The sequence below is a fragment of the Thalassolituus alkanivorans genome, assembly GCF_020447205.1.
GTDB lineage: Bacteria > Pseudomonadota > Gammaproteobacteria > Pseudomonadales > Oceanobacteraceae > Venatoribacter > Venatoribacter alkanivorans.
The window spans coordinates 61,622-86,780 of sequence record NZ_JAJAEL010000006.1 but is presented as its reverse complement, the minus strand read 5'-3'; the positions used below and the strand labels follow the sequence as shown (position 1 = coordinate 86,780).

Sequence of the window (25,159 nt, the reverse complement as noted above, 5' to 3'; positions counted from 1 at the left end):
TGTTAAACTCCCTCAACCGCTTCGGTAATCATTTTAGTAAGTAACGGATCATTTTCGACGCTGACATCACGATATACAATTGAGCAGTAGTGTTCCGGCCATTCGTTAAGAAATTCTCTGAATACTTTTAACCAGTGTTTAATTAATTCTGTTCTTTCATCGCCATCAAGTGCGTAGGCATGGGCATAGCCAATTGATAAGAAAAACCAGACAGAGCCGCGGAAAATGTAATAGATCGTCTTTAATTTCTGGTAGATGTCCTCTTCGAGGAAGCGTGCAATCCGATACAAAGTATCGGAAAAGCTGCTCATACTTATTTCCATATGATCAAGTTCATCAAGAATCCGTATTGATACGCGGCGTATGGCGTCTTCAAGCAGCTTTAATTTTTCATCCTGTTCATCCTGATAAACCGGATTTCCAGCTTGTCTGATACATGACAGGGTGCTTGTATAATCACCAGGCATATTCTGGATCATCTCTTTAAAAACATCGATATCATTCAACCATTCTGCATTGTCAATTTTTGCTCCTAACGAGCAGTTATAAGCATGCAGTTCCCGGTTGTTCATGACGGATGCCAGTTCGACTTCAACACGGCGTTTTCCGGTGTAAAGAAAGGGAATTGTTTTAATGTCATGGCCCTGAACGCCAGGGGTTGGCATGCCCTGATCAAGGTTGTCCCAAGTGCTGTCTATCAGGTCTTCAGGGTTCTCATCGGTATAATAGATACTGTCTTTTGAATGGTGTTTTTCGGGGTCAATGTAGCCAAAATCCATTCCAAACAAAAACAGATTTTCAAATCCAAGATGAAGGAAAACACCAAGTCCGGCATTGGTGGCAGATGGCGTGCAGCCAGAAACGACATTGTTTTCAGAAAACAAGCTGGCCATAGCGGTGGAGTCTTTGAAGTACATCTGCTTGCTGTCATACAGAGCAAAAATCTTTGGAGGAACCTGAGCTGCAGCCATAAGCGTGGTGCCGTTGGTATCAGAACGCGTTACGGTTCTGGAATAAGCTTCCGCCGCAACATAATCGGACTCCAGCTCAACCTGAAAATCAGGATGAATACCATTTCTGCGCAGTACGTCGCGCGCAGAGCCACAGGAAACAATAATGGCTTTCTTCTGTGCTGCCTGGATCCAGTCCATTCTTTCATCCAATGAAGGACCAGAGCCAATGATGAGTACAGGAGTATCGGTATGAGTGCCGAGTGGTTTACGCAGGCGGGGGATACCAGCCCGGAAGTTGTGCAGGGCATTATTCAGCTGGTTGATCTCATCATCGTAGTTTCCCCACAGGCTGTAGTACATCGTAATGTCTTTGCGTACACGAGCCAGAATTTTTTCATTACGATTCGTTCCCCGGTGGTTATAGAAAACGGTTGCCGTAGGAAAAAACGGCGGTTGCTTAACCAGGTGGTTCCATAGAATACCGAACGCTGCACTATCGTTGCTGCTTGGCAATAATATGAGTGTTACAGATTTATGCGGATCATTTATCAGGGGTAGAAAGAGTTCTTCCCAGTCAATGACAAATAAGCTGGCGTAGATCTCATCTTTATCTCTTTCACAGATCACTAAGTGGTTAACAGAGACACTCTGTAGCAGCTTTTCAATATGCAGGCCTAAGCCTATGCCCATTATGCACAGCATGGGGATGTGATTATCAAAGGGATAAAAATTGAAGTTCTCATTTGTCAATGGGCTGTTATCGACGATTTCAGCCAGCTTTTTTGCTGAAAATCTTGGAATAGAAAAGGTATTGCGGAATCCGGTCGCAACGGTGATTAGCCGATTATTCCGGTGGCAGCCGTTTATAAATGACGACACCTCCGATGCGGCTGCTTGTGCGGCGTCATTGATCAATATCTGGCCAGTTTCGGTATCCAGCAGCTGGAACCTGTTCTTTTGGGTGTCGGCATTCAGCCGTTTTTTTTCAGGGCAGTGTTCGTTGAGCAGCGGATAAAGCGCCGGAAAATTATCTCTTATAAATGACAAATTTTTGACTTTTAGTGCGGCCAGGCGCTCTAGGTTCATAACGGGATCCCTGATTTGTGTATTGCCTTGGTATATCTAAGACTTGGCGGCGTCTTTTTGACTTAACCTAGCAGAGTCTGTGCCATCTGGGGAAGCCTTGATGGTTATATCTGAATCATTTTTTATTCCTAAAGGTTCTTATTATTCTTTAAAGGACTTGGAATTGTTGCCGTTAACAAGGATGTACAACACGAACGCGCTGTTCGGGACGATCCGGCGGCGATTGTGAAATCTGTCGGAGGAACGGTTATGCCTCAAATTATTAATACCAACATTGCGTCGCTGAATGCTCAGCGCAACCTGGATAAGTCCCAGTCATCAAATCAACAGGCTTTGCAACGCTTGTCTTCTGGTCTGCGTATTAACAGCGCAAAAGATGATGCTGCCGGTCTGGCGATTTCCACCCGTTTTACGTCTCAGATTAAAGGTCTGAACGTTGCTGTGCGTAACGCTGGTGACGGTATCGCGCTTGCTCAGACGGCTGAAGGTGCGCTGGGTTCTATGAACGAAAACCTGCAGCGTATCCGCGAGTTGGCGGTACAGTCTGCGAACGCCACTAACTCAGATGTTGACCGCGAGGCTCTTCAGGCTGAGGTTGATCAGCTGGTTGCTGAGATCACCCGTACTTCTGAAGAGACCGATTTTAACGGTCGTAAACTGCTGGACGGTTCTTTTTCTGCAACATTCCAGGTTGGCGCCAATGCAGGTCAGACTGTTGATGTTTCTATCTCAGAACTGACAGCAAACAAGTTAGGTGCTTCTGATCAGTCTGGTATTTCTGCTCAGGGTAAGGGAGCGGCGCTGCAGAATGGTGACTTGATCATCAACAATATTGCCGTCAGCCCATCCAAAGCAGCGGATGATACCGCCTCAACCAAGAACGCTTCTTTCAGTGCGATTGCCAAAGCGGAAGCTATCAATGCCGTTTATGATCAGACCGGTGTTAAAGCGTTCGCTAACGAGAACGTTGCTTCCGGTTCTGAAATGTCTACCAAGGCCGGTACTGTTACGCTGACCCTGAATAATGTAGATATTTCCCTTTCAACATCGACTGATTCTGTCGGAACACGTGCTTCTGTTGTTGAAGCAATTAATGCTGTGTCCGATCAGACCGGTGTAACTGCAGTTTCCTCTGGTACAGATGCTAATGGCGTGAAGCTGGTTGCTGCTGATGGCCGCAATATTGATATCGCTTTTGGTTCTTTCACTGGTGGTATCACCTCGGATGCCGATGCAGCGGCAGCTACAGGTCTGGCAGCAGAAAACACTTACTACGGTGGTTACACGTTGGTTGCTGATGGTGATGTTGACTCTGTGGTGATTACCGGTGGTGATGGTACCGGTAACGGTAACCTGGACAATGCAGGCCTTAATCGAGGTACTTATGAAGCAGGTGCTGCGCAGGTCGCTTCAACTGTAACCACTCTGACTACTGGTGCAGAATTCAGTACTGACTTGCCTACAGGAACTGCAGGTGCACAGCTGTCGACAGCTTTAGGTCTGGTGTCTGATGGTCGTATCGCTTTCGGTACTTCTGAAACGGTCACTGTAACAACGAATGATGGTCAGTCGGCGAGCTTCAGTGCAGGCAGTGCAGGTAATCTGGGCGCTAAAGAAATTGCTGCTGCTATTAACGGTTTGGATGGTATTTCTGCAGCAGCAGAAACCAAACTCAAGCTGGAAGCCGCCGGTGGTGATGGTTACTTTACTGGTGGGCAGATTCAGGTCTTCGACAGTTCTACTGAAGGTAATGCACTGATTTCCATCAGTCTGTCGTCAACCGCTTCAACGGTTGAAGATATTGCTAATGCAATCAATGCGACTCCGTCCTCAGGTCTTGTAGCTACCTATGTTGCTGGTGCGACAGGTGGTGCTACTGACGGTGATGTATTCATCACTGATGCGGATGGCGATACTCTGGTTATTACCGGCGGCGCTGCTGCGGGTGGTACCACGTCCAGCTTTGATGTGACTGTCTACGATGCAACAGGTACCAGTAGTGCCAAGGTCGCGGGTGTTGGTGGTACGCAGACCAGTGGTGTTCTGGTAACAGGTTACTTAAAAGATGTTGATGTTACTGGCGATGACCTGAAAAGCATCAGTCTCAGCAGTAACCTGGCTGTTGCCGGAATTGCAACATCAGGTTCGGTCACTGGCGGTAGTATCTTCAACTTCCGTGAAACCAACACTGGTGCTACTGATATCAACAGTGTTTCTGTTGATGCCGCTCAGGAGCCGGTGCGTGGTCTGAAAGAAGGTGACCTGACTATTAATGGCGTGAATATCGAAGCTGCAGATGTAAGCGCAGATAAAGCTTCTGCAACGGTGGCTTCTGATGGCTCAGCCATTCAGACTTCTGTTAAATCTCAGTCTGCTATCGCAATTGCTGACGCAATTAACAAGGTATCGGATAAGACGGGTGTTACTGCAACAGCCAATGAAACCGTTGTGGTTGGTTCTGGCTCGGCCACCGACATGGCCACTAAGCAGACTGCTGCTAAGGCGGCTGGTTATGAAGCTGGTGAGAGTGGCAAGCTGTATATCAACGGCGTTGATATTGGCGTGGTGAGTCTTGTTGATGACGGTACCGGCAATATTGATACCGACGCGACCAAGGCTAATACCATTGATCTGATTAACCAGAAGTCCGGTCAGACTGGTGTTACTGCAGAAGATAACGGTGTGTCGATTACGCTGCGTGCAGCAGACGGCCGTAATATCTCTGTCGCGCTGGATAACGATGGCGCTAACAACGGTGTCGATCCGGCTGCCGCAGGTGCTAATGGTTTTGGTTCTCTGATTGGTCTGGACTCATCCATTGATGGTATTGGCGAGGCTGATATCGGTACTGCCACGGCATCCGATAATATCGGTACCCGAGGCTCAGCAACCGAAGGTGCAACTTACGAAACCACCTACGGTACCGTGACACTGTCTTCTGCCAAAGAAATCTCTCTGGAAGCCGGTTCTAACGGTAAAGATGAGATTGAAGCTCTCGGCTTCAAGGTTGCGCAGTATGGTGGCGGTGAAGATGGTCAGTTCCTGAGTGAAATTGATATCTCCACGTTCGAAGGCGCTACTGCGGCAATCACTGCGATCGACAATGCGATTGGTCAGGTGGCCAGTCAGCGTGCCGACCTCGGTGCGATTCAGAACCGTCTGAGCTCTACAGTAAGTAACCTGCAGGTTACCTCTGAGAACCTGAACTCCGCGAACTCACGGATTCAGGATGCGGACTTCGCGGCAGAAACCGCCGAGCTGTCACGTACTCAGGTACTGCAACAGGCCGGTATCTCGGTACTGGCTCAGGCGAACGCTGCCGGTCAGCAGGTTCTGTCTCTTCTGGGATAATAGCGGACTGATGGGGAAGGCCAGCCTTCCCCAGGCTGCTTAACCAAGAACCTGAGAGGTGACTTATGAACGAGCTGAAACTGAATATGGTAGACCATACAGCTGTATCACCCTCAGCTACAGCCGGTAAGAAAGCTTACGCGAAGGCGGCAAGTGACCCGGTTGCAGGTTCCGATAGCGGCAAGTCTTTGCCGGTTGGAACTGAGAAAGTTGCGGAACTGAATAAGGACCAGGTCAGAGAAGCAATTTCCCGTATTAATGAGTATGTACAGCAAACCGAAAGAACACTGGATTTCCAGCTGGACGAAGATAGCGGCAAGACCATTATCCGTGTCTATGACCGGGCATCATCGGAACTGATCCGACAGATTCCCAGTGAGCTGGCTCTGGAACTGGCGCAGAAATTGAATGATGAGGAACCATCTTTATTGTTCAGCGCGCAAGTTTAGGTGATCAGTGTATGGGTTAGGTAAACAACCCTTCAGGAAACCCTGCATTGGCCGATAAAGCCAATACAGGGTTTTTTGTTTCAGGGCCATCTAAGCTTGATACAGACCGGATGGTTCGGTAACACGGGGGAACAGGTATGGCGTCAATTGAATCACTGGGATTAGGTTCAGGTGTTCTGACCACTGATCTGGTGGAAAAGATCATCACTGCAGAGAAAGAAGCTGCCACCTTGCGTTTGGATCGGCGGCAAGAATTGGTTGAAGCTAAAATCACTGCCTATGGTGAAATTCAGTCGATGATGGCGAAGGTTCAGTCTGCTGCCAACAGCTTGTCTAGTCCCAGTCTTGTGGGCTCGACCACGGCGACTTCATCCGATGAGGATGTTCTGACGGTAACAACCTCTAGCCTGTCCGAGCCGGGTACTTATAATATTGAAGTGCTGAATACGGCCAAATCCCATTCCCTTGCCACACAAACCTACAGCAGCTTTGACGAAATTATTGGTACCGGAAAACTGGTATTCACCTTTGGTGATATCACCTATGGCGCCGGCGGCAATTTTGTCAGCCAGGACCTGAATCCGGATCGTCTTGGTAAAACCATTACCATTGATGATTCTAACCGCACCCTCAGCGGTATCCGTGATGCGATCAATAATGCTGACATGGGTGTGAATGCCACTATTATCAACGATGGTAGCGGTTATCGCCTGTTAATGACCTCGGAAGAAACCGGTGCTGAAAATGCTATGCGTATTGTCGCGTTGGACGAATCCGGTGCGATGGTCAATGGTGGGTTGGGAGCCTTGGCTTTCAATGAGAGTCAGAACACTGCTGCAAATATGAGTCAGACCAGTCGTGGCGAGGATGCGCAGCTGAATGTGAATGGTCTGACGATTACCCGCAGTAGCAACTCTGTTGATGAAGTTATTAAGGGGGTGACCCTAAATCTTAAAAATGCCGACGTTGGTAAAAATATCAGCGTGACGGTCAGTGCTGATACCGACAAACTGACCGAAAGCATTCAGGGCTTTGTCGATGCCTATAACGAGCTGAAAACCTTTGTTGACGATCTGTCCGGTTATGATGCTGATAAACGACAGGCGGGCTTGTTATTAGGAGATTCGACTATTCGCGGCATGATGTCGCAGGTACGCTCTATGATCAGCGAACCTATTATTGGCTTAACCGGTAAATACCGCTCTTTAACCGAGCTTGGGGTTGATACCAATAAGGATAATGACTATCAGCTGGATTTTGATACGACCACATTTCAGAAAGCAATGGCCGAAGACCGGGCGTCAATTCTGGGTTTGCTGGCTAAGTCCGGTACCACCACAGACAGCCAGATTACCTATGTTAACGACTCAATCAATACCAAGCCGGGCACCTATGATGTCAACATTACTCAGTTAGCGAGTCAGGCTAAATACGTTGGTGGATCACTGTCTTCGCTGGATTTTTCTTCACCGGTTGTCATTGATGATAGCAACGATAATTTTCGTATTAACGTAAATGGCCAGACAGCCAGTATTGAACTTACCCATGGCAGTTACAGCTCTGGTGAGGATCTTGCCAAGCAATTGGCGCTGCAGATTAACAGCAGTGAAACCCTGTCTAAATATGGGCACAGTGTTTCTGTTGATTACAGTGCCATGGATAAAAACTTTTCCATTACCTCAAACAAATACGGCTCTGAGTCGCAGGTTTATTTTGCGGCTGTCGATCCTAATCTGGCCAACACACTGGGCTTTAATAAGCTCGGTCAGGGGACCTATAAAGGCGTCGAGCTGACCACGCTGAATGCCGAAGCATTTAATGGCAAAGGCGCTACTACTCAGATCGGGGACCGTGCGGTATCTGCTGATTCAGGAATCAATTTCTCTGCTAATAATGCGACTTTCTCACTGGATGTGGATGGCAATGGCCCGGTCGCTGTTGTTGTTAATCAGAATGCCAGTGGTCAGGATCTGAATGGTGACGGGGTATTTGGTGACAGAAAAGATACCTTGCAGGCGATCCAGACAGCCATTGATGCAACCGCTCTGAATGGTCAGGTAACGGCTTCCTTTGATGATAACGGTTATCTGATTTTTGAGACGGTTGCTGAGGGCATTTCTCGCAGCATTGAGTTGACCGCTGTTGGCTCTAGTGCCACGGATGTACAGCTGGGTCTTAATGGTACTCAGGGCGTACAGACTAACGGTAAAGATCCGGGCCTGATCTTTGGTTCACCGGTTGAATTTAATGTACAGGTTGATGGTATCGAAAGTGCTACCAAGGTTTCTGTGCCGGCCGGTACCTATGCAACAGGGGATGCCTTAGCGGCAGAGATTCAGAATCAGTTAAATATTACGCTGGCCGGTGATGCTAATTTTGCCGGTGCGGTTAAAGGTGCGGAAACCGCAACGGCAACCCGTGATATCAGCACCAATATTGATTTTTCCACAACCAATGCCGGCTTCCGCCTGAATGTATCGGGTGTGGAAAAAGATGTGCTGGTTAACAGCGATTCCGGTGACAATATCGTGGATATTCAGACCGCACTGGATAATGCTTTTGGTGCTGGAGTGGTCAGTGCCAGTCTGGACGGAACCGGGCTGAAATTAACTACGGTAGCAACCGGGCACGAAGAATATATTGAAGTTGTCAGCGATGGCCGCGGTGCGCAAAGCAGCAGCTTTGCCGATATTTCTGCCGGTATTGATTTCAGTGGCGGGCAGAATGCAACCTTCACCCTGACGCTGGACGGCGTTGATATCAACGTTGACGTAAACGGCGATGGCACAACCGGCAGTAATAATGCCGACTCCAACCTGATTGTTATCCAGCAGGCTTTGGATAACGCGCTGGCTGCCAGTGGACAATTTGCTGCCGGAGATGTGAAAGCCCGTGTTGATGGCAGCGGCCAGTTGTATTTTGAAACCCAGAGTAAAGATGGTGTTAAAACCGCAGCGACCTTTGGTGCTGGCGCCGCTCTGGAAATTAAAAACCTTGGCGGTACTGCGCTAAGCTCTCTGGGTCTTGCGGCTGAAACTGTCAGCAACGGTTATGATGGACTTGGCCTGACCGACACCTCCAGAACCTTTGGTTACGATCTGGATGCAGTGGTTGATTATGTTTACGATCCGGAATCAGATCTTGGCTCCCTGAATATTACCATTGGTGGTCAGGGGACGGCGGTTGGTTTTACCGGGCTGGACAGCTCGTCTATTGCTTTTCTCGGGTTGCAGGATGTCAGCCTGTACTCACCGTCAGCAGCTAAAGGCAAAGACGTTGCGGGCACCATTAACGGCATAGAAGCAACGGGTAACGGTCAGTTCCTGCGTGCCGTTGACGGCAATGTTAAGGCCAGCAATGGTTATTATATTGGTAATGAGGCGGCCGATTTTTCGACCCCGGTTGATATCGACGCAACCAATAATACCTTTAAGATCAAAATCGACGGAGTAGAGGCTGAGGTTACCTTAAATCAGCCTGCGACTTACAACAGTGGCGCAACACTGGCTCAGGCACTGCAGCAGGCGATTAATGATACTGCGGCATTTAAAGATGAAAGCATTGCCGTCAAAGTGGAATTCACCAGCGATCCGGCATCCTTTGCCAATAATAAATTCGGCATTATTTCAGCCTCAACCGGGGCATCGTCATCTGTTGAAATGACAGATTTCTCCAATGAAGCGGCGGCCATTTTTGGTTTTGTCCGTGGTGCCGGTGATGGTGAGTCGGGTAAAGATCAGGTGGGTACAATCGATGATGCTTCCGGTCTGCGTCTGAAAATTACTGGTGGCAATGTCGGCGAGCGCGGTAGTGTTACCTATATCACCGGTTTTGGTGATCAGCTGAAAGATATTATGGACAGTTTCCTTAATGGCCAGAAAAGTGTGCTGGGTGTGAAGCAGGCAGGACTGGATGATGAGCTTTCCAGTGTTGATGTTGATCGGGCTAAGATGGAGGCACGTGTCTCGGCACAGGAAGCCCGGCTTAAAGCCCAGTTCCTGTATAACGATGCCATTATTTCGACCCTTAATACGACTCTGGATTATGTGAAGCAGCAGTTTGAAGCAATGAATAACTCCAAGAAATAACCCCTGATCCGGACAGGGACGTCGCGGGCTATACCTGAATGTGAGATATATCGCACATAAGATTAGATTGGCAAATTGCGCCACGCTGGTACAGAATGCCTGAGTACTTAGTTGAACCGGTCACATCGGTTCGGCAGGAGTTCCACTTTTAGGGCAGGGATGTGCCATGTCAGACCATAATAAACAACTCGTAGAGCATTTTATTAATCTGTCCTGGAATACCGGACGTTTCAGTCTGTTGCGTCAGATTGCCACCCCCGATTTTGTTTACCATACGACGTTTGCTGAAGGTTTTAAGGACATTGATTCCTTCGTCGAATACGTCAAACAAATTCGCACTTCCATCGTCGATCTTGATGTCTCCATTGAAGAAATCATGGCGGAAGGTGATCGCGTTATAACGATATCGACATTCAGTGGATCTTTTCAGAAGCCACTGTTTGGTTTTCCCCCAAATAATAAAGTTATTGGTTTCAGTGCGGTGTCTACCTGGGAAATTCGCCGGGGAAGAGTCTGCAGCCAGAATACGCTGATCGATCTGGCCGGGCTGCAGCGTCAGATGGCTCAGGACTGGGGAAACGGCCTGGTACGGGCAGCCGGATAAAAGCTTTGTGTCGTGATTGTCAGCCAATAAAAAAGAGCGCCCAGGGCGCTCTTTTTTTGCATCTGAATGGCTGTTTTCTCAGCTGGCTACTGCGAACTCGCAGGGCGGCAGGCGGGATGTATGCTCACGGATCATCTGCTTAGCGCTCTGACCGCAGCAGCCGCAGTCGGTACCAACGCCCAGCTTCTGACGGATCTGGGCATAACTGTCGCCTTGCTCGACAGCCTGCTCAATCTGTTGCTGGGTAACGGCTTTGCACAAACATACGTACATGGTAATCAAATCCGGATGCGAATCACTTTGATTTGTAATTTAATCTTAATGCGAAGGATTTGCAATAGCCTTATTAGATATTTCCTATCTACGTCATAAGCAGTAGCAACATCCAGAGCTGCCATGGTTTCAATCACCACCTGTAGCCGCTGCGCTCTTCAGGCCCCGGCTGAGCTGTCTTGCTGCGCGGTCTCAGCCTGAAACACACTCGCATCCGGCGCCTGACTTCTGTAAAATGCTGCCTCTTTTTTGTCGCCAGCGCCCTGAGCGCCGGCCGTACTGACTCCGACCGGCCTGTCTGCCGGATGACAACAGGGTATTACATTGGAAATTAATCCGATCCTCGAAACCATCAAAGACCTGACAGCGCGCACCGACGTGCTTAGGGGGTATCTTTGACTACGCCAACAAGCTTGAGCGTCTGGAAGAAGTAGAACAGGAACTGTCACAGGGCGACGTCTGGGATAACCCGGAACGTGCGCAGGAGCTGGGCAAAGAACGCTCAGCTCTGGAAAATGTGGTCAAAACCATTGATACCCTGGATACCGGCCTGAGTGACGCCCGTGACCTGCTGGACATGGCTGTTGAGGAAAATGACGAAAACTCGGTAGAAGATATCCGCGCCGAACTTGCTGCCTTGCAGAAAGAACTGGAAGTGCTGGAATTCCGCCGTATGTTCTCCGGCGAACTGGACCCGAACAACTGCTACGTTGAAATCCAGTCCGGCTCCGGCGGCACTGAAGCCCAGGATTGGGCGAATATGATGCTGCGTATGTACCTGCGCTGGATCGAAGCACATGGCTTCAAAGGCGAGCTGATGGAAGTGTCTGAAGGCGAAGTCGCGGGTATCAAAGGTGCCACTATCCGCGTCGAAGGTGAGTATGCCTACGGCTGGTTACGCACCGAAACCGGTGTACACCGTCTGGTGCGTAAGAGCCCGTTTGACTCCGGCAACCGTCGTCATACGTCGTTCTCATCGGTGTTTGTATCACCGGAAGTGGACGATAACATTGACATCGAGATTAACCCGGCCGACCTGCGTATCGACGTTTACCGCGCCTCCGGTGCCGGTGGTCAGCACGTTAACCGGACAGAATCTGCAGTGCGTATTACTCACTTGCCGACCAATATTGTGACTCAGTGTCAGAACGACCGTTCGCAGCACAAGAACAAAGACCAGGCGATGAAACAGCTGAAAGCCAAGCTGTATGAGCTGGAAATGCAGAAACGTAATGCTGAGGCTCAGGCGCTGGAAGATACCAAGTCGGATATCGGCTGGGGCAGCCAGATCCGTTCTTACGTGCTTGACGATGCCCGTATCAAAGACCTGCGTACCGGGGTTGAAACCCGCAATACCCAAGCGGTACTGGACGGCGACCTTGACCAGTTTATCGAAGCGAGCCTGAAGAAAGGCCTGTAACCACACGCTTCGTATCATCTAATTTTTAGGGTAACACCATGACAGACAACAAAGTGACCGAGCAGCCAGCTCAGGATGAGAACAAACTGATCGCCGAGCGCCGCGCCAAGCTCGAACAGCTGCGTAGCAACTGCAAATCGAATGCTCACCCGAACGATTTCCGTCGTGAACATCTGGCCGGTGAACTGAAAGCCGAACACGGCAGCAAGAGTCAGGAAGAACTGGCCGCTGCCGGTATCCGTGTTGCTGTTGCCGGTCGTGTGATGCGTCGCGGTGGTCCTTTTGTGGGGATTCAGGACAGCACCGGCTCGATCCAGATTTACATGGCCAAAGGCATGCAGAAAGAAAGCGAAGCCTGGCAGGTTCTGGATCTGGGCGACATCGTTGCCGGTTCGGGTACGTTACACCTGTCCGGTAAAGGCGAGCTGTATGTCGATATCGACGAGCTCAGCAACTTCCGCATCCTGACCAAGGCACTGCGTCCGCTGCCGGATAAATTCCACGGTCTGGCCGATCAGGAAATGAAATACCGTCAGCGTTATGTTGACCTGATCATTAACGAAGATACCCGCCGTACCTTCCTGATCCGCTCAAAAATTATTGAAGGTATCCGTTACTTCCTGTCGCAGCGCGGCTTTATGGAAGTGGAAACTCCGATGCTGCAAACCATTCCCGGCGGCGCATCGGCCAAGCCGTTTGAAACTCACCACAATGCACTGGGCATCGATATGTTCCTGCGTATTGCGCCGGAGCTGTATCTGAAGCGTCTGGTGGTGGGCGGTTTTGACCGCGTGTTCGAGATTAACCGTAACTTCCGTAACGAAGGTCTGAGCACCCGTCACAATCCTGAATTCACCATGATCGAGTTCTATCAGGCCTATGCCGATTACCGCGACATGATGGATACCACCGAAGCCATGCTGCGCTTCCTGGCCGAAAGCGTATTGGGCACCACCACGCTGGAATACGGTGATGCGACCTACGACTTTGCCCAGCCATTTACCCGTATGAGCATGGTCGATGCCATCCTCAAATATAATCCGGAAATGGATGCGGCTGTTCTGCGCGATGCTGAAAACAACATCGAAACCCTGAAAGAGTATGCCCGCAGCGTGGGTATCCATCTGGGACCGAAAGAAGCAGGCTGGGGTGCCGGTAAGCTGGTGTGTGAAATCTTTGAAGCCACCGCCGAAGAGAAGCTGGATCAGCCGACCTTTATTACCGAATATCCGTGGGAAGTGTCACCACTGGCGCGTCGCAACGACGACAACCCGTTTGTGACCGACCGCTTTGAATTCTTTGTTGGCGGACGCGAACTGGCCAATGGCTTCTCCGAGCTTAACGATGCCGAAGATCAGGCTGCCCGTTTCCGTAAGCAGGTTGAAGAAAAAGATGCCGGCGATGATGAAGCGATGCACTACGACGAAGACTACGTACGCGCGCTGGAATACGGTCTGCCACCAACGGCTGGTGAAGGTATTGGTATCGACCGTCTGGTGATGCTGTTCACCAACAGCCATACCATTAAAGACGTTATTCTGTTCCCGCACATGAAGCCTCTGGCGGATTAACGCTGAGCAGACGATAACAACAGGCAGCTTCGGCTGCCTGTTTTGTTAGGGCCTGTTGCCATAAACAACCCGGACAGTTAACAGACAGTTTTTAAGGATATTAATTATGGGAAAAGCCGGAGAATTACATCCATCCTGGCAGGCGGTGCTTGGTTCTGAACTTGAGCTGCCTTATATGCATAATCTGCGCGAATTTCTCAAGGCAGAGAAGGCGGCGGGTAAGGTTATCTTCCCCCCGGGTCCGCAGATCTTTAATGCCTTTAATCACACGCCGTTTCAGCAGGTGCGTGTGGTGATTATTGGCCAGGACCCGTACCACGGTCCGGGGCAGGCCCATGGTTTAAGTTTTTCGGTACAGCCCGGGGTAAAAATTCCACCATCACTGGTGAATATTTTTAAAGAAATTGAAGGTGATCTGGGGCTGCGTATGAGCGGCAGTGGTGATCTGACGCCATGGGCTGATCAGGGCGTTTTATTATTGAATGCAACGCTGACGGTGGAGCAGGCCAATGCCGGTTCACATCAGGGTAAAGGCTGGGAGCAGTTTACTGATGCGGCTATCCGTGCGCTGAATGAGCAGCGTGAAGGGCTGGTATTTGTCCTCTGGGGCAGTTATGCACAGAAAAAAGGTGCCGTGATTGATCCGCAGAAGCACCTGGTGCTGAAGTCGGTGCACCCTTCGCCATTATCTGCGCACCGCGGCTTTTTTGGTAATCGCCAGTTCTCACGTATTAACGATTACCTTATTTCCCGTGGTGAAGCACCGATACAGTGGCAGCTTTAAGCGCAGGAAAATAAAACGCAGGATTTATGGAGCGCGGCCAGATGGCAGCTCAGGTTCAGCTGTCATCTGGCCGTTTTTATGGTTTACGCGCATAAAACTGATACATACCGGCAAATAACTGCGGATTATTCTGCTCCAGTGTGTGCCATTCTGCGGCGGTAATCCGGCTACTGTGTTTACCTGTAAGGCTGAGTAATTCCTGCGATTCAGGGGGCGGCAGCATGCCAATCCATTCCAGTCCGGCACTGGCCAGAAAATCTTCTAATTCCAGAACATCAAACACATGCTCCTGCTCATGAAACAGCAGGTCGCGGCAGGCGCTCAGACTGTAAAAGTCCGGTGAGTTATAGATCTCAGTCCAGTCACCTTCTATCGAACTTTGTAATAAAGCTTCACGTACCAGACGCATTTCTGCAGGTTTTCCTGGTTGTTTATTTCCCCAGAGTTTGCGCAATTCACTGATCTGCCGGCGTGCAGTTGCGCTGTACAGGGCAAGCTTAATAACGCCACCGGATTTCAGTTTCCGTGTCAGTGCCTGCAGGCCAGTGACAGGAGAGTGCATATGATGCAAAACGCCGGAACATTCAATTACATCAAAGGTTTCGTGGAGCTTATCAAGCTGCAGAATATCCCCCTGAATAAACTGAATATTACGTTTGTGGCGCTTTTCTGCCTGATATTTCGCATAAGCCAGTGCGCTGTAACTCAGATCCAGTGCGCAGACTTTTACCTGCGTGAAATATTGTGCAAGACGGATGGCATGGCGGCCAGTGCCGCAGCCAGCAACCAGAATATCAAGGGAGCCGCCGTCAGCTTGAGCGAGCAGTCCGTGCTCAGGGAATGCTGCCTGTAACGCCGCCCGGTAATTACCCGGTTGGCTGTACCCTATGTCTGTCCAGCGGGGATAGGGGTTTTGATTGTACTGCTGTTGCACTTTTCGTGAGGTGTTGTCGGCACTTTCCCCTAACGCCGGAATACTGTTAATAATGCTGTTCAGATTCTGTTGCTCAGTAATCGCCTGACGTATAAGGCTATCCATTACTTTTGGCCACTGCAGTTTTTTACTGCTTAAAGCCGGGAAAAATTCGCACTGAATTAATGGTTTATACATTTGCAGCAGCAAAAGAGCCGGATAGATGTCATCTGCTGTCAGCTCATCAATACTCAGCATCTTTGTGCACAGTATTTCCAGTTGCTGTACCAGAGCTTCTTCCTGTGAGGTTATATACCAGACAGATTCATTTAATGAGCATTGGTATGCCAATGCTGAGACCAGTGGCAGCAGATCTTTTTTAATAGCAAGGTTGCTGCTGCAGGACAGTAACAAAGACTTTCTCAGAGTCAGCAGCAAGCGCTCAATTAATGGATCGCAAAAATAAAAGCGTGTCAGTGCCTGTAGTAATAGGTTGTCGTTGGCAATGGTTTCCAGTTCAAGCGGGCATCCGGCTTCAGATAAGCGTAATTTATGTTTCAGCAGTGATGTGGTCAGACTGCGTAACTGGCTGTGATCACTATCGGTAAAATCGAAGTAGCGTAACAGATCCTGTTCCAGCTCTTCTGAATAAAAGTCCGCTATAACGTGGGAAGCAGACTCAAATAATTTACTGCGGATCTGCTTGTCGCGTGACTGGGTTTTGATCAGTTCACGATAATGGCGGAAAGCTTCAACATAATCTCCCTGCAGTAATTTTACGTGGGCGAGGAAATTAGCTGCTTTAGTGGCCACCCGCGATATACGACAGGAGCGGGTGAAATAATCTTCGGCTTTATCGAGCTGATGTTGGTTCAGGGCGATATGGCCAGCGCTGTATAGCAGGCTGGCACTGTCAGGCTTTATGCTCAGGCCGCGATTAACCCAGTACTCTGCAGCGCTGACATGCTGACGCTGCAGTTCGATACGGGCAAGAAGGTTTAATCCGGCAAGGTTGTCAGGCCGCAGCTGCTGTGCTGCTTCAGCCAGAGCACAGGCTTCCTGCAGCAGGTGCTCATCCTGCTGTGCAACAGCATCGCTGTACAGCTTGCTCGCCAGTTCGTACAGGTGGCGGTGTTCCCCTGTACCACTGCGGGCGACGGTCTGTAGTTGTGCGCTAGCCATAATTAAAGCCTCATTAAAAAATGCACTGACAATTTCCCTGTCAGCATAATGTGTGCCATTTTGTAAGTGATTGAATAATAAGGGCTTTGTCGATTTTTATAGCGGCAACAATGGGTGGCTATGGTTGCCGTCCGGCGAGGCATTGCCGTTTTTATGGAATACTGGAGTGGCTCTGTGGGTGTGTAAGGAATGAAACAGAGGCTAAAGATATTCTCCATGCGGCCGTAACATTGGTAACAGGCTTTTGCGAATTCAGGAGACGTGACATGTATAAGAGCGGTGCTAAGCAATATCAGCAGGTTAATGTGACTTCCGAAGTATTGGATGCCGACCCTCATCGCCTGATTCAATTGCTGATGGAGGCAGCGCTGACGCGCATGTCACAGGCGAAAGGAGCGATTGAGCGTAAAGAGATGGATACCAAAGCCAATCTGCTGGGACGGGTGATGGAAATTATCCAGACTCTGCAGGGCAGTCTGGACCACTCGGCCGGCGGTGAACTGGCGCAGAATCTTGACCGTCTTTATGACTATATGAATCGCCGACTATTGGAAGCCACCAGTCAGAACAACCTGGCGATGATCGATGAGGTGATGAGCCTGTTACTGGAAGTTAAACAGGGCTGGGATGGTATCCGTCAGGAATATCTGCAAAGTCTGAATGGCACAACTGCATCACCTTCTGTTAATTCTGTCAGCGATGTTCGCCTGGAAAGCCATATTTCTGTCTGAAATTTAATCATTTCCCTTCGGAATCCCGGCGCAATTTGTTCACGGTGGACAGATTGTGCCTTGTCTTTTGACGACACCTTCAGCTATAAATGCCCCCAGCGTGAACGCTTAACAACAAATTATTATTTAACGTCAGAAGTTTGACTTGCTTATGGATTGCTACTTAACTTACGTAGTTCCAGTCAATCTTATGACATTATAAAAAGAAGAATTGACCGATAGTCACATTGGGAAGGAAAGGCTGACCACCATGTGGAGAGAAATTAAAGTACTGCTGGTAGACGATGATGCGCAGCGGCGACACGACATGAAAGTCATTCTTGATTTTCTTGGCGAAGAAGCAATTGTTGCTCAGACCACCGACTGGCGCAGGGAGGTGGAAGGTAAAATCGAAGACAGTACAGAAATCAGCGCCGTCCTTCTTGGTGACAGTAGTTCCATTGCGCTGGAAGATGTAATAGAAGGTTTACTGAGTTGGGATAAAGGCATCCCGATTCTTTTTATGGGCGACAGCTCATTGCCAGACAGTATGCCTGAGCATATTCACCGTGCTTTATTAGCCAATGTGGAGATGCCTCCGAGCTACAACAAATTGCTCGACAGCCTGCATCGCTGCCAGGTATATCGCGAACAATATACGCATAACCGCAGTCGCGGAGAGCGCCGAGAGGTACAGCTGTTCCGCAGTCTGGTGGGCACCAGCCGTCAGGTTCAGCATGTCCGTGAACTGATTATGCAGGTTGCGGATAAAGACGTCAGCGTGATGATTCAGGGTGAATCCTGTACCGGTAAAGAAGTGGTTGCGCGCAATCTGCATTACCATTCCCATCGTCGAAATAAACCTTTTGTGCCGGTTAACTGTGGCGCTATTCCTGCTGAGTTGCTGGAAAGTGAACTGTTCGGTCATGAAAAAGGCGCCTTTACCGGAGCCATTAACAGCCGCCCCGGGCGTTTCGAGATGGCTGAAGGCGGTACGCTCTTTCTCGATGAAATCGGCGATATGCCGCTGAATATGCAGGTAAAAATACTGCGTGTTCTGCAGGAGCATACCTTTGAGCGGGTGGGCAGCAATAAAACCATCGAGACAAATGTGCGCATCATTGCGGCTACCCATAAAAACCTCGAACAAATGATTGAAGATGGTACTTTCCGTGAGGATTTGTACTACCGTCTCAATGTATTCCCGATTGATATGCCTTCCCTGCGGGAGCGTGTCGAAGATCTGCCGTTATTGCTGAATGAGCTGATTTCCCGCCTGGAAAACGAAAAACGCGGTTCTATCCGCTTTAATTCTGCTGCCATTATGTCTCTGTGCCGTCATGACTGGCACGGTAACGTTCGGGAACTGGCCAATCTGGTGGAGCGGCTGGCGATTCTGCATCCCTATGGCGTGATCGGGGTGAATGAGCTGCCGAAGAAATTCCGCCATGTTGATGACAATGATGAAAGCCTGTCGGTGCCGGTTATTGCTGATGTAACCCAGAATGATGGCCGCCTGGCGGGTATCGACTCTCCGGCATTACTGCCGGTTAATGGTCTGGATTTACGTGAATATCTGCAGGATCTTGAGTGTTCATTAATTCAGCAGGCGCTGGATGATGCTAACGGCATCGTTGCCCGCGCTGCTGAGAAATTAAATATCCGGCGTACGACTTTGGTCGAAAAAATGCGCAAATATAATCTGCAACGCAAGGAAAAAGATTTCGCCTGAGAGCGTCTTCTTTTTTGATCAACCCACAGAAACGCCGCGCTTTGCGCGGCGTTTCTTTTTCTCTCTGTATTCCGTTCTGCTTACCTGCCTGTTTTGTTGACGCTTTTCTTAGGGGTTGGCGCTAGAAAAACGGCACGCTAATTGCTCAACCCCTGTTCAGACTGTTTTTTTGTCGGTTTTTCGACAAACAACTGAGGTGGACATGGCAAATGCAGCATTGAGTCAGGTAAGAGAGCATCTTCCTCCAGCGTCAGGGCATATGGATCAGGCAGAGTTACGCCAGGCCTTTGTGCTGTTCAGTGAAATGTCTCAGCAACTGACGGATTCATACAGCTTTCTGGAAAATAAAGTTGAGCAGCTCAGTGGTGAATTAGCCAATGTCTCGGCGCAGCGTATGCAGGAGCTGGCGGAAAAAGAACGGCTCGCGCATCGTCTGGAAAGCCTGTTGCAGTTATTGCCAGCCGGCGTTCTGCTATTGGATAAAAACGGCTATGTCCGTCAGAGCAACCCCGCCGCGGATGAGCTGCTGTTAGCCGCTTCCGGAGCTGCGTCTCTGTGTGGTCAGCGCTGGCGCACGTTAATTCAGAAGTGTTTTAAGCCCCGCCGGGATGATGGTCATGAGATTTCTCTGGTCGATGGCCGCCGTGTACACCTGCGTACAGCACCAATGGCCAATGAGCCGGGGCAATTGATTCTGTTAACGGATATGACTGAAACCCGTGCCCTGCAGGCACAGCTGAGTCAGCATGAACGTTTGTCGGCGATGGGAAAGATGGTGGCATCGCTGGCCCATCAGATCCGTACGCCACTGGCTGCAGCCACGTTGTACGCCGGGCATCTGGCCGGTGAGCAGATCGCCGAAGATACCCGTATCCGCTTTGCCGGAAAGCTGCAGGAGCGTCTGCGTCATCTGGAAAATCAGGTTCGCGACATGCTGATTTTTGCCCGTGGCGAAGCCCCGCTGAATGATGAAGTGACCCTTGAGCAACTGATGCAGGGTGTCGCCGCTGCTATGGAGGTGCCACTGGCGAATTTTGCTGCGACCTGCCATATCGACAATCAGATTCCGCATGTCCGCATTATCTGCAACCGTGATGCATTAATCAGCTCGCTGATGAACCTTGTGAACAACGCGCTGGAATCCAGCAGCAGTCCTGTGCATCTGGAAATTCTGGTCAGCGCCACCCGCGAAGGCCGTGTCCGTATTCAGGTAATGGATAACGGTCCGGGTATGAACGCGGAGCAGAAGCAGAAAATTATGGAGCCTTTTTATACCACTAAAGCCAATGGTACAGGTCTTGGCCTGGCTGTCGTTCAGGCAGTTGCCCGTGCCCATCGGGCAGACTTTTTATTAACTGACAGTCCAGCCGGTGGCGTGTCGGCGGAATTAATTTTGCCGGTTTAAGCCGTCAGAACGGAGGAAATGATTATGCGTTTATTGGTAGTGGAAGATGATCCGCGTCTGCGCGAAGCCATTGTTGATACCCTGATGCTGAAAGGCCACGAGGTGTGTGAAGCGCCGAATGGTGTTGAGGCGATTGCCATTGTCCGCAGTCAGAATCTTGACCTGGTCCTGTCGGATATCAATATGCCGGGCATGGATGGACTGGAATTACTGCAGACCATTAAGCAGGAGCATCCCTGGTTGCCGGTGGTACTGATGACGGCCTATGGCGATGTTGGGCAGGCGGTTAAAGCCATGCAGCGCGGGGCCAATGATTATTTAATGAAACCCTTCGAATTACAGGAACTGGATGCTTTGCTGCGTCCGTTTAATAACGATGCGCCGGTGGCCGATGACTCCGAACCGGTATGTGAAGCGCTGGCATCGCAGCAGTTATTCCAGCTGGCGCAGCGGGTTGCGCAGACCGATTCCACAGTATTAATCAGTGGAGAAAGCGGAACCGGTAAAGAAGTTCTGGCACGTTATATTCACCAGCAATCAGACCGTCGTCACCAGCCTTTTATTGCCATTAACTGTGCCGCGATTCCGGAAAACATGCTGGAAGCCATGTTGTTTGGTTATGAAAAGGGCGCGTTTACCGGCGCCTATAATGCCATGCCGGGTAAATTCGAGCAGGCAGAAGGTGGCACCTTATTGCTTGATGAAATCACGGAAATGGACCTTGGTCTTCAGGCCAAATTATTACGTGTATTACAGGAACGTCAGGTTGAGCGTCTGGGCGGAAAAAAAGTGCTCGATCTGGATGTGCGTATTGTCGCCACCACCAACCGTGAGCTGGCCGACTACGTTGCCGAAGGAAAATTCCGCGAAGATTTATATTACCGCCTGAGTGTCTTCCCACTGCAGTGGTTGCCACTGCGTGAACGTAAAGACGATATCCTGCCACTTGCCGGACGCTTGCTGGCACACCACGCGCGCAAAATGAAACGACCGGTACCGCGTCTGATGGCGGATGCCGAACAGAAACTGCTGGCGCATCCATGGCCGGGCAATGTCCGTGAGCTGGATAACACCATGCAGCGTGCACTGATTATGCAAACCGGCCCGCAATTATTCGCCAATGATTTTATTCTGACTCCGGTGCCGAAAAACCGTCAGGAAAATATCAGTGTGACAACACCTGTGATGACAGAAGTCATGGTGGATGATGGTGAGCTGGGGAATGATCTGCGCCACCGTGAAGTGGAATTGATTGTGCGTGCTTTAAAAGAAGAGCCAAGCCGTAAAGAAGCAGCCGACCGTCTGGGAATCAGCCCGCGTACTCTGCGTTATAAAATGGCGAAACTGCGTGATGAAGGTGTGGATGTCGAGGCCATGCTGGTTTCCTGATTCTCCTTTGTAAACTGGCAAGGCTATTGCAGTGTCAGTAAAAGGAGTAAGAAAAGTGACTAAAAGCGTCAAATTTCTGAAGTAACAGGCAGACCATCATTGCAGTGCTGAGGGTAAAAACATGGTTGATCGCGTAGATATTAATTCGGTTCTGATGCAGATGCGGCAGGTGAAAAGCCAGCTGCGCAGCCAGAATGCCAATGCACCGCAGTCAGTCAATCCACAAGCCACTCTGAATCAGGTACGGCAGGCAAGGCTGAGTGAAAATGAAACCGCGGTACGGGGTGACAATACTGTACCGGATTTTCAGAGCATGTTTAAAAATGCCATCGACAGCGTGAATGCCAACCAGAAAGTTGCCGGTGACCTGGCAACCCGTTTTGAGCAGGGTGATCCTTCCGTTGATTTACCGGAAGTGATGATTGCCCTGCAAAAATCCAGCGTCTCTTTTCAGGCTATGACCCAGGTACGTAATAAACTGGTCGAAGCCTATAAAGATGTTATGAATATGCCGGTTTAATTCTGGTACTGACTTATGGATAACGCAGCCGCATCAACGACCGACGATCTGGAAGTTTCTCCGCCGGCAAAGCAGGAAACAGCAGAAGCCGGGCATCCGGTTTTATCAGGTTTTAATCGTCTGTCCATCGTTCGTCAGATCGGTGTTATTGCCGGTATTGCTTTGGTTATCGCATTGGCGATTGCCATTTTAATGTGGTCGCGCGAACCAACCTATAAGCCACTGATCCATCGTCTGCAGGATCACAATGCGCAGGATATTGTCGAAGTTCTGCAGCGTGAAAGTATTCCCTTCGAAATTGATCCCACTACCCAGATATTAATGGTGCAGGCCGGGGATCTGCATGAAGCCAGAATGAAACTGGCCGCCGCCAGCTTAATTGACGATAAAACCGTTGGTCTTGAAGTGCTGGATAAAGACAGCACGCTGGGGACCAGCCAGTTTATTGAAAATGCCCGTTACCGCCGTGGCCTGGAAGGTGAGCTGGCGCGCACTATTGCCAGTGTGAAATCGGTGCGTAATGCCCGTGTACATCTGGCATTGCCCAAACAATCGGTTTTTGTCCGCGACCAGCGCAAGCCACGGGCGTCGGTGTTTATTGAATTATATGCAGGCCGTGATTTATCCCGCGATCAGGTGGAAGCCATTATTAATCTGGTGGCATCCAGTGTCAGCGAAATGGACCGGGCTGATGTGTCGGTGGTTGATCAGCAGGGTAATTTGCTGTCAAAAATAGAAGAGCAGAGCGGCGAAATGCTGGCTCATAAACAGCTCGAATATACCGAAAAAGTTCAGAGTTCTATTACCCAGGCCGTGAATAATATTCTTAAACCGGTATTGGGCAGCGAAAACTATAAGGCAGAAGTCTCGGCCGATGTTGACTTCACCGTACAGGAACAGAGTGAAGAACTGTACAACCCGGACTTAATTGCCCTGCGCAGCGAGCAATTACTCAACGAAGAAAATGCCGATAAAACCAATGGCGGAATTCCGGGAGCATTGTCCAATCAGCCGCCGGCTGCGGCGAATGCACCGGAAGTGGCTAACGGTGGTGCCGGAGGCGCTGGTGCAGGTGTTAACCGCCGCTCGGAATCGACCCGTAATTACGAAATTGACCGCACTCTGAGTTATAAACAACAGCAGATTGGCCGTATCCGCCGTCTGACCGTTGCGGTGGTGGTGAATGATCGCGCCAGTGTGAATGCCGAAGGCGAAACGGTCTATACCCCCTGGACGGATAACGACCTGCAACGCCTGGAAGTACTGGTAAAAGATGCCGTTGGTTTTAATGCGGCCCGTGGCGACAGCGTCAACGTTATCAACTCACCCTTTATGGGCAAAGGCGAGATTGAACTGGGTGATCCGGATTTCTGGACCCAGCCATGGTTCTGGGAAATCATGAAACAAATTCTTGCCGGCCTGTTTATTCTGGTGCTGATCTTTGGTGTGATCAGGCCTACTATCAAGAGTATTGCCAACCGTGGCCGCGACGAAGCTTCGATCCTGCTGGATGAGCTGGAAGACGCTGAAGCCGGTCTGGATGATGACAAAGTAACCCTGGCGGGCATGGATGAGTTCCTGCTGCCGGGGGCGTCAGAAAGTTTTGAGCGCCAGCTGGATGCACTGAAAGGGCTGATTGCCGAAGATCCGGCGCGGGTAGCTCAGGTCGTAATCAAGTGGGTGAACGAAGATCATGGCAAATGAGAACACACCAGCGGAAGCTGATGGCGGCCTGACCAAACTCAGCCGGCTGGAACGTGCCGCCGTATTGCTGATGAGTCTGGGTGAAAAAGATGCGGCCGAAATCCTGAAACATATGGGCCCGAAAGAAGTACAGCGCGTCGGTACCGCGATGGCGACCCTGAATAACATTAACCAGACCCAGGTAGAGGGTGTGGTGGCCGAGTTTCTCGAAGCGGTGAGCGGCCAGACCGGTATGGGGCTGGGCTCGGATAATTACATCCGCAATATGCTGACTCAGGCGCTGGGTAATGATAAAGCCGGTGCGCTTATCGACCGTATCCTGCTGGGCGGCAATACCACTGGTCTGGATTCGCTGAAGTGGATGGAGCCGCGCCAGGTGGCTGATCTGATCCGTCACGAGCACCCGCAGATTCAGGCCATTGTTGTCTCGTATCTGGATGCCGATCAGTCGGCAGAAATCCTCTCCAATTTTGATGAAAAAGTACGCCTCGATATCATCATGCGTGTTGCCGCACTGGAAGCGGTACAGCCAGCAGCGCTGCACGAACTGAACGATATTCTTGAGCGTCAGTTCTCCGGCAAAGCGGGCGCACAGACCACCAGTATTGGTGGTGTCAAAGTGGCGGCCAATATCGTCAACTTCGTCGACAGTACTATGGCCAGTGATCTGCTTGAGCAGATCAAAGAAGTGGACGAAGATCTGGGCATTCAGATTCAGGATCTTATGTTCGTGTTCGACAACCTGGTGGATGTCGACGACCGTGGTATCCAGGCGCTGATGCGCGAAGTTTCTACCGATCTGTTGGTGGTCGCGCTGAAAGGCGCCGACCCGCTGGTACAGGAAAAAATCTTCAAAAATATGTCGAAGCGTGCAGCCGAGCTGCTGCGTGATGACCTTGAGGCTAAAGGGCCGGTCAAAGTCAGCGAAGTGGAAGGCGCACAGAAAGAAATTCTCACCATCGCCCGTCGTCTGGCTGATGCCGGCGAAATCGTGCTGGGCGGTGGCGGTGAGGCCATGATGTAAC

General features: G+C 50.2%; 17 protein-coding genes. 14 read left to right on the top strand and 3 right to left on the bottom strand.

Features of this window, described 5'->3' with window-relative positions:
* Nucleotides 1-2 precede the first annotated feature (2 nt).
* Complete coding sequence (locus tag LGT44_RS02320) at nt 3-2,039, bottom strand: motility associated factor glycosyltransferase family protein (RefSeq protein ID WP_230330537.1); 2,037 nt, start codon at nt 2,037-2,039, stop codon at nt 3-5.
* A gap of 249 nt (nt 2,040-2,288) precedes the next feature.
* On the opposite strand from LGT44_RS02320, the gene LGT44_RS02315 reads away from it, so the two are divergent.
* The 4 genes from LGT44_RS02315 to LGT44_RS02300 all read left to right on the top strand — a co-directional run bounded on the left by LGT44_RS02315 (nt 2,289) and on the right by LGT44_RS02300 (nt 10,531).
* Nucleotides 2,289-5,390, top strand: coding sequence for a flagellin N-terminal helical domain-containing protein (locus LGT44_RS02315; RefSeq protein ID WP_230330538.1), 3,102 nt, complete (start codon nt 2,289-2,291; stop codon nt 5,388-5,390).
* A gap of 65 nt (nt 5,391-5,455) precedes the next feature.
* The gene (locus LGT44_RS02310; RefSeq protein WP_230330539.1) at nt 5,456-5,839 is read left to right on the top strand and encodes a flagellar protein FlaG; all 384 of its coding nucleotides are present in this window, start codon (nt 5,456-5,458) and stop codon (nt 5,837-5,839) included.
* Between the two features lie 137 nt (nt 5,840-5,976).
* A complete protein-coding gene (fliD, locus tag LGT44_RS02305; protein ID WP_230330540.1) occupies nt 5,977-9,927 on the top strand; it encodes a flagellar filament capping protein FliD in 3,951 nt (1,316 codons plus the stop codon).
* 166 nt (nt 9,928-10,093) lie between these two features.
* On the top strand, nt 10,094-10,531 hold the full coding sequence (locus tag LGT44_RS02300) for an ester cyclase (RefSeq protein ID WP_230330541.1): 438 nt from the start codon (nt 10,094-10,096) through the stop codon (nt 10,529-10,531).
* A gap of 78 nt (nt 10,532-10,609) precedes the next feature.
* Here LGT44_RS02300 and LGT44_RS02295 read toward each other — a convergent pair whose 3' ends face one another.
* The gene (locus LGT44_RS02295) at nt 10,610-10,804 is read right to left on the bottom strand and encodes a (2Fe-2S)-binding protein (protein WP_145465811.1); all 195 of its coding nucleotides are present in this window, start codon (nt 10,802-10,804) and stop codon (nt 10,610-10,612) included.
* A gap of 324 nt (nt 10,805-11,128) precedes the next feature.
* Here LGT44_RS02295 and prfB point away from each other — a divergent pair.
* The 3 genes from prfB to ung all read left to right on the top strand — a co-directional run bounded on the left by prfB (nt 11,129) and on the right by ung (nt 14,579).
* A protein-coding gene (gene prfB, locus LGT44_RS02290; protein ID WP_230330542.1) for a peptide chain release factor 2 occupies nt 11,129-12,224 on the top strand; the annotation gives its coding sequence in 2 pieces (ribosomal slippage) (nt 11,129-11,200 and nt 11,202-12,224; 1,095 coding nt in all).
* Nucleotides 12,225-12,262: 38 nt separating this feature from the next.
* Entirely contained in the window at nt 12,263-13,795 is a 1,533-nt protein-coding gene (gene lysS, locus LGT44_RS02285) for a lysine--tRNA ligase (protein WP_225693507.1), read from the top strand.
* A gap of 106 nt (nt 13,796-13,901) precedes the next feature.
* Nucleotides 13,902-14,579, top strand: a complete 678-nt coding sequence (gene ung / locus LGT44_RS02280) for a uracil-DNA glycosylase (protein ID WP_230330543.1) — start codon at nt 13,902-13,904, stop codon at nt 14,577-14,579.
* 76 nt (nt 14,580-14,655) lie between these two features.
* Here ung and LGT44_RS02275 read toward each other — a convergent pair whose 3' ends face one another.
* Entirely contained in the window at nt 14,656-16,674 is a 2,019-nt protein-coding gene (locus LGT44_RS02275; RefSeq protein ID WP_230330544.1) for a methyltransferase domain-containing protein, read from the bottom strand.
* Nucleotides 16,675-16,940: 266 nt separating this feature from the next.
* Between LGT44_RS02275 and fliS the strand changes: the two genes are divergently transcribed.
* From fliS to fliG, 7 genes are all read left to right on the top strand, one after another.
* Nucleotides 16,941-17,405: a flagellar export chaperone FliS gene (fliS, locus tag LGT44_RS02270; RefSeq protein ID WP_145465807.1), complete on the top strand. Its 465-nt coding sequence runs from the start codon at nt 16,941-16,943 to the stop codon at nt 17,403-17,405.
* 250 nt (nt 17,406-17,655) lie between these two features.
* Nucleotides 17,656-19,116 (top strand): sigma-54 dependent transcriptional regulator, encoded by a 1,461-nt coding sequence (locus LGT44_RS02265; RefSeq protein WP_230333517.1) that lies wholly within the window; start codon nt 17,656-17,658, stop codon nt 19,114-19,116.
* A 202-nt stretch (nt 19,117-19,318) separates the two neighbouring features.
* Entirely contained in the window at nt 19,319-20,521 is a 1,203-nt protein-coding gene (locus tag LGT44_RS02260) for a sensor histidine kinase (protein ID WP_230330545.1), read from the top strand.
* A 24-nt stretch (nt 20,522-20,545) separates the two neighbouring features.
* Nucleotides 20,546-21,910 (top strand): sigma-54-dependent transcriptional regulator, encoded by a 1,365-nt coding sequence (locus LGT44_RS02255; RefSeq protein ID WP_286719386.1) that lies wholly within the window; start codon nt 20,546-20,548, stop codon nt 21,908-21,910.
* Nucleotides 21,911-22,031: 121 nt separating this feature from the next.
* Nucleotides 22,032-22,430: a flagellar hook-basal body complex protein FliE gene (fliE, locus tag LGT44_RS02250; protein WP_230330547.1), complete on the top strand. Its 399-nt coding sequence runs from the start codon at nt 22,032-22,034 to the stop codon at nt 22,428-22,430.
* Nucleotides 22,431-22,445: 15 nt separating this feature from the next.
* Nucleotides 22,446-24,134: a flagellar basal-body MS-ring/collar protein FliF gene (fliF, locus tag LGT44_RS02245; protein ID WP_230330548.1), complete on the top strand. Its 1,689-nt coding sequence runs from the start codon at nt 22,446-22,448 to the stop codon at nt 24,132-24,134.
* Nucleotides 24,124-25,158, top strand: a complete 1,035-nt coding sequence (fliG, locus tag LGT44_RS02240) for a flagellar motor switch protein FliG (RefSeq protein ID WP_145465801.1) — start codon at nt 24,124-24,126, stop codon at nt 25,156-25,158. Before fliF ends, fliG begins: the two co-directional genes overlap by 11 nt.
* The last annotated feature ends 1 nt before the right edge of the window (nt 25,159 follow it).